Below are 11,403 nucleotides of genomic sequence, written 5' to 3'. Positions count from 1 at the left end.
CCATCCCATGCCAGCTCGTCCTCTTCTTGTTTTGAGGGCAGAGTGACACTTCTGCTTTGCTTACGGGTGACATTTTAGCTTTGCGGCTACACGTTTTTGGCGCGTAAGGTTTATTATGTTAATATTTTAGTGTGCTGGCCAGATGCTGAGACTTCAGGAATAGCTCTTAGCAAGTGCTGCTGGGCTAGGTGATTTTGCCGGAATAGAAACATCTGTAAATTCAAATTTATCTGATCCAAGGCTGCGCAGTAGATTCAGGGAGCCAAGCGCCTCGCTCGATGTATAACACTCGAGGAGTTTCCGCGCGATGATTGGGATCATCGTAGAGCTTGCCCCAAAATGCTTTTCGCTGTGTGGGCTCAGTTGCATCACTAGTTCTTGGCGCAACTCGTTAGTGGAGAAAACTTTGTGCGAGTAGCGGAATTTTTGAAAGAAGAAATGCCAGGCTTCCGCGCGTGCAGGGTCTTCAGTTAGGCTATGGTGCATAAATATCAGTGTAGCTTGTTTGGAGAGATATTTGTCATTTAAAACAATGACTTCCCCAAAATCGGTGAGGGAAACTGGTCTGCGCCTGCTTGTAAGGCCAGTTTTGTGTAGCCAAGAGCGATAAATAGCGGCGAACGGGGCGCCGTATCCGAAGGGCTTAGCTAAGTCGGAGTCACCCAGTGCCGGATTGGCTAGACCATTCTTCAAAAGGCCAGCCATCCTCTGTCGGTTGAGTCCGAAGTTGCCGTGAAAGAACACAGTCATGGACTGATCACTCCTTTACTCTACCAAGAGTACGCACAGATAGCGCACCAAAAATTCTGAAATGTGCACCAGATCGCTACTATGATCACTAACAAACTAACATTTAAAACATCTTTCCGGTGCGCCTTTCTATCTCGCATTGAAGCCTGCAACGTTCCAGTCTTCGATCTCAGCAGATAGCGCTCATAAGCAAGCGAACTATTAAATTGTCATGGTTTGATTGGTCATGCATGTTGTCAATCGAGCACGTGCAATTCAAAAAAGTCATTTTCAATGAACGAGAAACCAGAGACTAAAACCAACAAGTTCCAGAGTATCGCCTGCGAGCAGAACCACGAGACATTTAGATCGTTGAATCAACAAATGTGGCAGATCCCGATCATATCAATGACATTGACGGGAGGATTGTGGTTTGGCGTGTCTGGTGCTTCGGACTTTCCAGTGTTTCAAGTTGCGCTGCTGTTTTTGGCAGCTGTTGGAAATCTAGCGCTTGCGGTCATTATCGTAAGGTTGCGCTACGTCATGGACCGACACTTGGACTGGCTTGAGTTAAACCTTGGTGAAGGCTTCGTTAAGGCTGGGGGCGTGCAATGGTATAACAAGCCGTTCGTCGTTCGGACCTCTTTTCAGGTGGTGCTGCTCTTGGCAGCAATTGTAAGTATAGTCTTGCTCATTTTTACCGTAAAACAAACTGACTGGGGCAAGGCGTTTGCAAGCATGAATGACAATCCCGCTCTGACCTACTACCAAGATCACGCAGTGCGCCTGGCAGACCAGTATGAAGCTGTAGACCCCGTCGAAGCGCATCCTGAGCTCAACGCATACTTGGACGAATTACCTGAGGGAACGAAACTCCGAATTCTCGATGTGGGTGCCGGATCGGGAAGAGATGCCGCTTGGTTGGCGGAGCGCGGTCACGATGTTACGGCCGTCGAACCGTCTGCGGCAATGAGACGTCTCGCCACTCACTTACACCCGGAAAAAACGATCAAATGGCTCTCTGACCATTTACCTGGGCTTACTCATCTTGGGTCTGACAGATTTGATTTAATTGTGTTGAGCGCTGTATGGATGCACGTCTCACCTGAAGAACAGACTTTGACAATGCAACGCCTTGCTGACCTTCTTGCAGTCAACGGTCGTGTTTATGTTACTTTGCGGATAGGTCCAGCTGAGCCGGATCGAGGAATACACTCTGTTAGCCTCGAGGGCCTCAGATCAGTTGCCGAGCCTTTGGGTCTGAACGTTCAAGTGCTGGGGGAACAAGAAGATCTCTTGGGCCGCAGTTCCGTCAAATGGGTTTCGGTAATGCTCGGTACGGCATAGTTGTTAGTCGCACGCCTTGCGATCCCTTTTTATTGACCTTCCAACGATTTGGGGCCGAAGTACCCTTTTTCATAACCGCCAAACTTGCACCTCTTGTGCTCTACAAGCTGAATAAGGCTTTCCCTGTTGATGCCAGATTGCCCACCAAGAGTAAAAATTAGCTCGATCAAATCGGCTAGCTTCTCCTGGCGGAGATGAGCTTCTTTTGTCTGCATCAGGTTCAGGTAATCGTTTTCCAGTTTCTCATAGAGCGCTGAAATCAATGTTTGGCGTTCGAGCCGCTTGAGCTTTGAGTCTTGGTGAGCGTCTTGATGACAAGCTGCAACGCCATCACGGATCAAGGTGTTCTGGCGCCTGAAATCTGTATTGTCTTGGTTCCGTTTAGCTCGGTTGCAAGAAAAGCAAAGTGCTTGCAGGTTTTCACGATCGTTTACGCCAATCAATTTTCCATGCAGCCGGACCTTACCATCCTTGTTGGCCTTTGAGCGTGGAACAATATGGTCAACATCGATTGGCCGAACTTGTGACGAAACTCCGCAGAGTTGGCATTTGCCACCGGCCAACCTTAAAACTTCATATCGGACCGAAGAACCTGCCTCAGGAGCCCGTTCGCGTGTCTTTTTCTTCTCAACCCACCCAGCGATCTTTTCATCGCAAATGGTTAGAGCTTGGTCAAAGTCCTCCTGGTTTGTTGGATAGGACAGCAATCGAAACCTAGAGCCTTTTCGCTCATACTTCACCACGCCATGCTTGGTTAGTGTTGTTTTTGGCCAACGCATCACGACCCGTTCGTAATACTCTTGAACTGCGAGGTCATGACCTGCCAAAGCGGCGGCGAGCTCTCTCTTCGTAAGCTCGCCTCCGTTTAGAAGAAGCTCTTTTAAGACAGCTGGCTGATAGACATCTGTCATCGACATTCTGTTTTTTAGAAAATCAAGAAGATCTGATTGCTCCATGGGATTCTCTAGTCGATCTCAAGTGCTTTTTCGATTGCCTTTCGAATAAATGTACGCCCTGATCCGGAAGCGTTTCGGAACTCCGCAGCGGCGAAGTCGATCGACTTCGCCGGTTTAAGTCGCTCCTCAAAATAGCTGCTGCTAATGTCCCGATCCTCATAAGCTTCGCGCGCGATTTTTCGAAGTATGTCGAAAATTGCCTGTACGCCGATTGTTCGGAAGATATACGAACCTTCCGACGCATTCGCCCAGAAGATAGAGTCAGCGGCTTTAAGGTAGTTAAACACCATCTTGTAGATCACCGCATCGTTGCCTTCGATAAAGACGTCACGCAGCGGGGATGAGTCGCGTGGACCGCTTTGAAGTACACTTCGTGTGTGAGCCTCACCTTCTCGCATTAGGTTTGCGTCACGCTTCGGATTTCCGGAATAGAGACGAATGATCCCATCAACGGCCACAGCGGTTGAGATCTTCCAAGTTACTTCTTGCGCAATTTTTTGAAGTTCGACATCGCGTTTTGGAGCCACCATAACGCGCCCCCTCAGGGGGGACTCTGGATCTGTAGCCAGCTTGCGGGCAAAGAAGACTGCTAGCTTATCCGGTGTCCATAACTCCTCAGGTTCGTCAGAGACATTGTAGCCAAATAGTTCAAACGTGAGGCTCCGGTCGACTCGTTTTTGTGTGGAGTTGATGGTCGCAAAGATCTGTGCCTGCAAAGCCTTTGGAAGGTCGACAAAAACCGAGCAAATTAGGTTCATGCTTTCCAGTGCTTCCCTGCTGGCCTTCGCAAAAGAGAATAGGCGATGCTGCCCATCAATGACCGCTGCCAATTTGGCTTCAGACGGGATTACCAACGTATGGCCTCCGTCATCCGATTCTTTGATTGTCCAGGCCTTTGAATCCAAGACTGGGGACCCGGATTCCTCCAAGGCCATGTCTTCGCGTTCGTTCTGGTCAAAGCCTGTTTCGAGGTCGTAGTTGGCCGCGACAATAATCGAGTTAGGAAATGCTGAGTCAATGCGATTGATGTATGCAGCGATCTCGCCCAGCCGCTTATCTTGGATAACACGCTGGGTGCCCTCCAAAGTGTAACCTACCCCATCGGGGTTTAGTGAGGCACTCATGCGGTCGCTTGCACAAACTCGGAGCAGCAATTCAGCTGGCAATACGGCGACATAAAAACTGCCCAAACGCTGATCAACGCGCAACGCGGGTACGCTGTAAGGAAAAGAAATATCCATCAGTCCACCTTGAAATTACTTAGGTTGCCTTTGAGAGCTTTTTTGGTGTCTCCGCCTGTCGCAGCGTCGATTGGGGCATTCTGATAGGTCAGGTCGTCACCATTCGTGAACCACCAAAACCAAATGGCAAAAACTGCAAACGCGATTGCCGCCTTAAAGCACCAAGACGGATAAAGAGAAAAGAAAACACTGATAAGGACTACGCCGAAGAATGAGACAAAACAGGCAAGTAGTGCAAAGGAGACGAGTACCTTGTCTGAATTTCCTGTAGAGGTCAAAATTAACTGCAACGATGCAGAGCCAATTAACGCTGGAAAGAAAGTCGATAGTGCGGTGAGTACACCATCGAAATTGTTAGGCGGACTGTCGAGTGCGGTCTTCACCAACTCCACCCAGATTCCTAATCCGCCAAGGCACAATATTGCTAGGACAACATAGAAGACGAACGGTACATTGCTAAAGGGCCCCCAAGTGCTCCTCCAGATTTCGTGACCCAGATACCTCCAGTCACCTATCGAACCTGGTTTCGTTTTAGCGGTATTCAAATTACCCACCCCTCTCTTAAGTTCTCAAATCGAGAAAATGGCCATGCATCGATCCAATAGATTTTGCTGGCGGGCTTTGAAGTTCTCGAGGTTCCACGTCTCATATTCACCGATGAGGCGATTGATGGATAAATCTGATTGCGAGAAGACTGCCCTCTTCTGCTCGAATGGCTTGTTGGCAACAGCATCATTCTCAGCTTGGCTCATGACCGTTAGGTTTCCCAGATTGTTGATGTAGGGAGTGAGCTCTGGATCGAGATTTGCCGCGTTAGAAGCCTCGATGTGTTCCAGGGTGATACTTCGAAAATCGACCACCCGGGTTGCATCTCTGCAAACTGGTGGACCCTGAGGGTTTTCGTCAAACCAGCGGCTCATGTGTTCGATCATGACCAAGGCGTATCTCAAGGGCTTTCGAGTATCCCGACCGTACTCCATTGTGAGAAGCCGCTCTCTGAATAGGTCATCGCTCGCGTATGCTTCTGTCAACTTGGCCAATTCAACCCGTAGATCAGCTATGCGGAAGCCTTCAGGGTTTGCTCTCAAAGCTTGGATTTGGTTAGCAAATACCGGTTCCAGAGCATGAAAAGGTGCCCTAACAACAACGCTATAACGGAAGGCAAAACGTTCTACGATATCGCAAACTTTCACGTAGTGCTTTGGGGGCAGGCACGTTGCAGCATGCAACAATGGTATGCAGTAGTTCTGATTTAGAACCGAAATGAGTGCATCAAATCGGGATCGAAACACCGGAGTAAACCTGTCGTGCTCTGCTTGGCAGATCTCGCCACCTGCTATCCTTGAGAGCTCTTCGACATCCTTTCTAAGACTACAAACAGCTCGGGAAACGTCCCTGGCCTCCTCAACAGTTGGCTTTTCATCAGATTGCAAATGAGGAAAGAGCTCTTCTTCGATTTGATCGACAGATCCGTTTTGGGTGCGGGTAATACCTGTGCGAGAGCAGAAGGCAGCGTCGAGGGCCTTGTCAGGCCCCAACAGGCTTCCCGTCAGAATGCTATCCCAGTCCTCAGCCATGGCGTCGACATCGGCGCTTTCGAGCTTCTTCGCGGCGAATTCCAGTGTTGATGCACGGAGCAGATCACAGTTGGTAACTGGTACTCCACGGCTATTAAGGACCCGATAGATACGGTTTGCTTCCCGGTTTGTTCCCGCTGCAAGCTGAACTATCAGCCAGTCCTTTAAGAAAACAACGTAGAGGCTATCCAAAACCCTCCGCGTGTCTTCATCGTTCTCTGCGCGCTCCTGAAGTCCATCCAGGTACGCTTCGATCGCAGTGCTTGCATGCTCTAACCGTTCGTGAGAAGCGCGGGTCGGTGTGCGTTCTTCCTGCGCCAACAAGCGCGCAAAAAATGGATCGTCTGCTTTGTTCAGAATCAGCTTTCGAACTGATTTCTGCGACTTGAATTCGATGTCGTGTGCACATTCAAATGCGCGAACCAGATTGCTCGCTCTTGAGCCAAAGTAGTCGGCAAGCTCTTCTGCATCTCCGGTTGCTTGTGCCGTAGCTTGCGCTATCTCATAGCGGCGCCTAAGGGCGGTGATGAGCAAGAATACTGTTGCCAACCTTTGCTGTCCGTCAATAACAGTCAGATGGGGCCGTGACGTGCCCAGTGCTTCACCAGGGCTGGTAACCACGGCACCAAAGAAGTGTGGCTGAGGAACGGAAACCTGCCTTTTTTTGCGACAACGGTCCACATCTTCAATGAACAGTGAAACGGCTTCATTGTCCCAAGCGTAGCCCCGCTGGAAATCCGGAACGGAGAGAGTTCCAAATCCGCCAAAAAGAGCCGAGATAGTTGTTTGCGATGGTCGGAAGCTCAGTGCCGCTAACATCGGTTGGCCTTCGATACCAGTCATTTATTCGACACCTCTCTTTCCCACAAATCATGGAATCGGAGTAGAAACTCTTGTGCACTCACTGGCTTTGGCTGCAGGTTTTCGGCAATGAAACCAAAACCTCCAGCCGCATAAAGGTTGGCTTTTGCTATTCCGGCTCCTGCGCTAAGCCGGGTGGGTGAGTTAACATCTAGCAACTTTGCAATCTCGCGCTCAAAATCCTTGCCTGAATAGTCTTCTGTATCCAGGCGACGAAGCTCCGCCTCAACGATTAAGCCTGCGATAAACTCTTTGCTGCTTCTAAAGACTTCAGGGTAGCCATCAATAAAATTTGTACTCTCAAGGTCGCTTTCCACCCCAAGCCCTGAAAGGCATGTGCCAGCAAGTAAACACGCATAGTACGCGTCAAATAACAGTAGCTCTCGGCTTCTATCCTGTTCCTTCGGTGTTCCGTGAAACATCCTTTGGTCGCGATATCCGAAGTAGTCTCGCACTTCTTTGTGAAGGATGAAACTCATACTGAACCTCCCGGATTTGTGTGGAAGCTTCGGAAGTCCTTTTGGCCCTTCATTTGTGAAGGTCGCCCGGTTACGGAGTCGATTGAAATCGTGATGAACTCGACGTTTTCATTGCCTCGGTTAAAGAAGCTTTCGGCAAATCCCTCCCGTTCACTTGAAATCACAAAAATAATCATCTGCTCAAAGAGGGGTGGGATGAGTTCCCCCACGGTTCGACGAATTTCTACGTCTAGAGAGACAGCGGGTGAATCAACGATGAACGGAAACCGATGCGGTGCCTCGGCAAGCAAAGCGGTAAGAAAGGCATACGAAACAGCAAGCTTTTGTCCTTCGCTTACGGATGTTTTTAACTCCAAGTCGTCGGTTGTGAGTCGTAGACTTCCATCGATTGAAGCCACCCTGAGTTGTTCGTTCGCAAGGATGTCTTCAAGATTCTTGTTGGTTGATGACCTGATCCTTCTCCTGAGCCGCGTAATTGCATTGCTCTCCACACTTTTGACCAAAGCTTTAAGCGCCTCAGTCTTTTGGATAAAATCATACGTTCCTGCGGCCGTGTCCCTTTTCCTCTGTCGAACTTTTACTTCTCTCTTGCACGCCGGAATGTTTGATTTCCACGCAATATCACTGAAGTCAAAATGATCACTTGTGAGCTTATCCAGGGCTTCGAGTATGCCTTCCAAACGAAATGAAATCTTGCTTCTTTCGTCTTTGAACTCCCCAATTTCTACTAGTCCAGCCTCTTCAAGCTCGTCCTCTATGCGAAGCTTCCGTTGCTCTGCCAACTGCAAACGATCCCGAGCTGTCCGAAGATGCTCTAAGGCGTTACCTAGAGTTTCGCCTCGCTGTCCTGTGTCCCTCAATGCCAGCTTCATCTGATTGACAACCGCGATTTGGTCGTGACCTAGAAACTCTTTCGCGTTTTCTCGGATGGATTCTCGTTCTGCGTGCCCAAGTTCACGACCGCAAATACAGTGCTGATTGTCTTCGTCGGCGAGTTGCAGGAAAAACTCTTCGGACATTGTTCGTGGGAGTTTGAGTTTTTGCATAGTGCCCCCAAGTGCGTTGAGGCGTTCGCGAACGGTTTTATGAAACAGCGGGGGGGTTCGGAACAGCTCGGTAGATTGGGTAGTCAACTCAGAAATCGCCGCCTTGTCCCGAAGGATCTGTTCATTGATCTCAGCCAATTCGTCCGAGTATTGCTCCTGTTGGCTAGACAATTCTCCGATTTTGCGGTCGAGTTCTGCGATCGCATCTTCGGCTTCAGCCCTACCAGACAGAAGTTTGCGTTCGTCACGTTGTAGGTGTGTAAGCGTGGCCTCTGCTTCTTCTAGGTCCCTAGTAAACCGGTTGATAGAATTTTTTGTAGTCGCTGCTGAAATCGACGCCGCGGTGTTTCGCCGCCTTTTGGCCTGAGTATCAATGTCTCGGTACAACTCGCCAAAACTATCCAGTTTATAAAGTGCCCGGATAGAGTTGTCTGCTCGATTGGCTCCAAGTTCGATGATTTCAGCGGCAAGTTCGCCGTCGAACACAAAAAGCTCTGTTATCCCTTTCTGCAACGTGTCTCGCAGAACTGTCGGCAGACGTCCCGACTTATTTCCCCCTGATCGTTCGCCCACGGACGTTGTGCTGTATTCACATCTTCCGGTGCGGAAATCAAAATTCATTTCCACACGCCATGGCTCGTCGTCAATCATCATCGACAACTCGAACATGCCGTGTTCGACACTGTCGTCAGCTTTGAGACTGTTTACTTCGGCGGTAGATAGAGGTGCACCGGTCAACGCGTCGCGAAAGAGGCGCATGGTAGTGGTCTTGCCTGTCCCGTTAGGCATTTGAAGAAGAGTCCAGCGTTTTGGCTGAATCGACAAATCAATCTCAATATCCCTTAAGTATCCTCGGAGGTTCTTTGCCCTCCATCCGGTAATTCTAACCTTCATTTCGCCTTTCCTTGATTGGGAAGGGGAAAATCGTCAATAAGATCAAATAGATCAGATTCTTCGAACTGGCCGACCAGTTTGTTTTTTATCCGACGTTCGAATTTATTTCCGTAAGTGGTACCCTGCAATCCGGCTTTTTTCAGCGCGTCAGCAATAGCCTCGACAATGTCGGGATCGATTTCACTTTGTGAGTTCATTACTCTCTCCATCATGAGGCACCACTGCCGATAATCGCTTAAACCACTCATAGCGATCGGTGTCGGCTGATCCGTTTTCGGTACTCTCGTTCGGCTGTGCAGAAAAGTCCACGAAGTCCAACACATGAGCCCGCTTCTCTGGGTTCTCTGGATCCGTTCTCAAGCACCTCCCAAGTCTTTGAATGGTCTCGAGCTTTGCTTTTGAGGATGAGAACAACACAATGTTCTGGACAGATTGAATGTCGATGCCTTCGGACAGCCTGTGACAGCTTATGAGGCACTCTAGGTGGCCATCCGCAAAGCGCTTCAGATTCTCGCTTTCATCGGATTGAAAATAGGTGTGATAGGGCACTTTGGCGTTCATCAGCAATGTCTGGACGTCCCTACCAAATTCAGCTGTTTCAACAAAGATCAAGCATCGCTGAAAAAACTTAGGATGCTCTTTGAGGAAGTCCTCAAAGGGGGGGATCTTCTCTTTCGTTGTTTTGCGAACGCGCGCAATGTCTCTGTAGAGAACCTCATCACTTTGTGGCTCGCCGGCGGCCTTCTTGGCGTGATGCCGTTTGATCAGTTGGCGGATCTGAGCCTTGTCTTCATCCGATAGCGCATAGTCGAGAGCTGTGTAGTCGAAGCTACAAAGGATGCCTTTCTTGATTGCATCCTCGAGACTAAACTCGAAAACGACTTCTCCGATCTCGTCAGTAATGAACTGATTACCGTCTTGGTCGTATTCACGCTCTGGCGTCGCACTTAGACCCAACCGGTATCGGAACCTCTGAAGTTGGCCAGACAAGTCTCTGATCATTGCTGGGGATCCCATCCCATGTACTTCGTCACAGATGAGCAAAGAGCGATCGGTGTCTTTATCTTCCAGGTGGGGTATCACGTTCTTTAGTTGTTGCCGAGCAATCAACAAGACTTTTGGCAAACGGCAAGTCAGATAGGATGAGGCCTCCTTCCACTTTCCAAAATGACGGAATACCGCAAGATCAGAGTTTGCGATGGCGGAGCGATACCATTGGCTAAGCAGGTCAGTACCTGACATTGTTATCACCACCGCATTTATCTCTCTGCGCTCTAGCAACTCATCCAAAATCTTGAAAGCGGTTCTAGTCTTCCCGGTACCGGTGGCCATCTCTAGGACACCGTTCCCTGCCTCAATAAACTTTTCGACGGCCTGGGATTGATGTGCCCATTTGTCTCCTTCCAATCTGCGCGGGGTCCGTTTTGGTGCCCCGTAAGGCCTTCCTAGGCTATTGGTAAACTGAACTAGGTTTTTCCGGATTGCGTCGGGCAATTGCAGTACACGAACATTTGGATCCTGGTTTTGCCAGAGGCGCTCGAAACGATGCTCGTGTCCGGATACCCTTCGTGCCTCTCGTTCGTCGACCCAAGAGTAGAAAACGCTGATGGATTCATAGTTGCGAAATGCCTTAGCGCTGTCATTCTGCGACCCGTGGAAGGCTACGCTGTTCCCGATGTCATCAAAGAAGATTCCAAACTTGTCGTGAAAATCTCCGTCCAGATCACCCCTGGGTATTGCGATGCGTATGTCTAAAAGACCATCTGCGATCATCCAGGCCAAGGCTGACAGCGTTTGAACCTCCAACGCGTGCGGTAGATCTTCAACAACGCCTCGCAGGCTTTCGTAGAGCAGATTGTCCGTTTTTGCTTGATCTCCTTGGTTCAGAGCGGCCCAATCTTCTGCTCCCATATGCGGGCTCACGACAAATCTTGCCTGCCCACCGTTGCCAGCAAATACCGCCAATCCTGATGAGGCCAGTCGCAGCCAATTCGAGGTAAAGTATCCGACCCCACGATCGTATCGATTTGCAGCTGCCAAAGCTGGTCCATAGAACTCAGAAATCATGCCGTTCGTTGATGTGTTGAGCGTAGGAAGTGTTGGCAACTGGCAAAGAGTCATGGTTGGTAGGTGCTTTTTCTTGGTGCGGGGTGTTTCCCGCGAGATGCTTGTGGGGTACTCAACTATCACGAGCTTAGCAGCTACATCTTGTCTTTGAAAATATATACTTAAACGATTTAGCGTGGGTGCGCACCATTCCAATCGCTGTGACG

At 49.5% G+C, this 11,403-nt stretch carries 10 protein-coding genes; 1 reads left to right on the top strand and 9 read right to left on the bottom strand.

Features of this window, described 5'->3' with window-relative positions; all coding sequences use genetic code 11:
• Positions 1-153: 153 nt before the first annotated feature.
• Positions 154-750, bottom strand: a complete 597-nt coding sequence (locus tag ACR0MP_RS20655; protein ID WP_480887955.1) for a DUF4007 family protein — start codon at positions 748-750, stop codon at positions 154-156.
• Between the two features lie 273 nt (positions 751-1,023).
• On the opposite strand from ACR0MP_RS20655, the gene ACR0MP_RS20650 reads away from it, so the two are divergent.
• Positions 1,024-2,076 carry a class I SAM-dependent methyltransferase gene (locus ACR0MP_RS20650; protein ID WP_480893888.1) on the top strand — a complete coding sequence of 351 codons (1,053 nt, stop codon included), beginning with the start codon at positions 1,024-1,026 and terminating at the stop codon, positions 2,074-2,076.
• A gap of 29 nt (positions 2,077-2,105) precedes the next feature.
• Here ACR0MP_RS20650 and ACR0MP_RS20645 read toward each other — a convergent pair whose 3' ends face one another.
• The 8 genes from ACR0MP_RS20645 to ACR0MP_RS20610 form a co-directional block, all read right to left on the bottom strand.
• Positions 2,106-3,032, bottom strand: coding sequence for an HNH endonuclease (locus ACR0MP_RS20645; RefSeq protein ID WP_480887958.1), 927 nt, complete (start codon positions 3,030-3,032; stop codon positions 2,106-2,108).
• Positions 3,033-3,040: 8 nt separating this feature from the next.
• On the bottom strand, positions 3,041-4,273 hold the full coding sequence (locus tag ACR0MP_RS20640; protein WP_480893886.1) for a DNA phosphorothioation-associated DGQHR protein 1: 1,233 nt from the start codon (positions 4,271-4,273) through the stop codon (positions 3,041-3,043).
• Positions 4,273-4,656, bottom strand: coding sequence for a hypothetical protein (locus tag ACR0MP_RS20635; RefSeq protein ID WP_480887962.1), 384 nt, complete (start codon positions 4,654-4,656; stop codon positions 4,273-4,275). Before ACR0MP_RS20635 ends, ACR0MP_RS20640 begins: the two co-directional genes overlap by 1 nt.
• 186 nt (positions 4,657-4,842) lie before the next feature.
• Positions 4,843-6,693, bottom strand: coding sequence for a DUF262 domain-containing protein (locus ACR0MP_RS20630; protein ID WP_480887963.1), 1,851 nt, complete (start codon positions 6,691-6,693; stop codon positions 4,843-4,845).
• Entirely contained in the window at positions 6,690-7,190 is a 501-nt protein-coding gene (locus ACR0MP_RS20625) for a hypothetical protein (RefSeq protein ID WP_480887964.1), read from the bottom strand. The genes ACR0MP_RS20630 and ACR0MP_RS20625 overlap by 4 nt, the downstream gene beginning before the upstream one ends.
• Positions 7,187-9,130 carry an AAA family ATPase gene (locus ACR0MP_RS20620; RefSeq protein WP_480887966.1) on the bottom strand — a complete coding sequence of 648 codons (1,944 nt, stop codon included), beginning with the start codon at positions 9,128-9,130 and terminating at the stop codon, positions 7,187-7,189. The genes ACR0MP_RS20625 and ACR0MP_RS20620 overlap by 4 nt, the downstream gene beginning before the upstream one ends.
• Entirely contained in the window at positions 9,127-9,327 is a 201-nt protein-coding gene (locus ACR0MP_RS20615; protein ID WP_480887968.1) for a hypothetical protein, read from the bottom strand. Before ACR0MP_RS20615 ends, ACR0MP_RS20620 begins: the two co-directional genes overlap by 4 nt.
• Positions 9,311-11,251, bottom strand: a complete 1,941-nt coding sequence (locus ACR0MP_RS20610; RefSeq protein ID WP_480893884.1) for a DEAD/DEAH box helicase family protein — start codon at positions 11,249-11,251, stop codon at positions 9,311-9,313. The genes ACR0MP_RS20615 and ACR0MP_RS20610 overlap by 17 nt, the downstream gene beginning before the upstream one ends.
• Between the last annotated feature and the right edge of the window lie 152 nt (positions 11,252-11,403).

Source organism: Ruegeria sp. K3, from assembly GCF_056531845.1.
This window is presented reverse-complemented; position numbering and strand designations above follow the sequence as displayed.

Coding starts and splice junctions, on each gene's coding strand:
- ACR0MP_RS20625 (WP_480887964.1), bottom strand. CDS start 7,190: ATGAGTTTCATCCTTCACAAAGAAGTGCGAGACTACTTCGGATATCGC.
- ACR0MP_RS20645 (WP_480887958.1), bottom strand. CDS start 3,032: ATGGAGCAATCAGATCTTCTTGATTTTCTAAAAAACAGAATGTCGATG.
- ACR0MP_RS20655 (WP_480887955.1), bottom strand. CDS start 750: ATGACTGTGTTCTTTCACGGCAACTTCGGACTCAACCGACAGAGGATG.
- ACR0MP_RS20615 (WP_480887968.1), bottom strand. CDS start 9,327: ATGAACTCACAAAGTGAAATCGATCCCGACATTGTCGAGGCTATTGCT.
- ACR0MP_RS20640 (WP_480893886.1), bottom strand. CDS start 4,273: ATGGATATTTCTTTTCCTTACAGCGTACCCGCGTTGCGCGTTGATCAG.
- ACR0MP_RS20630 (WP_480887963.1), bottom strand. CDS start 6,693: ATGACTGGTATCGAAGGCCAACCGATGTTAGCGGCACTGAGCTTCCGA.
- ACR0MP_RS20650 (WP_480893888.1), top strand. CDS start 1,024: ATGAACGAGAAACCAGAGACTAAAACCAACAAGTTCCAGAGTATCGCC.
- ACR0MP_RS20610 (WP_480893884.1), bottom strand. CDS start 11,251: ATGACTCTTTGCCAGTTGCCAACACTTCCTACGCTCAACACATCAACG.
- ACR0MP_RS20620 (WP_480887966.1), bottom strand. CDS start 9,130: ATGAAGGTTAGAATTACCGGATGGAGGGCAAAGAACCTCCGAGGATAC.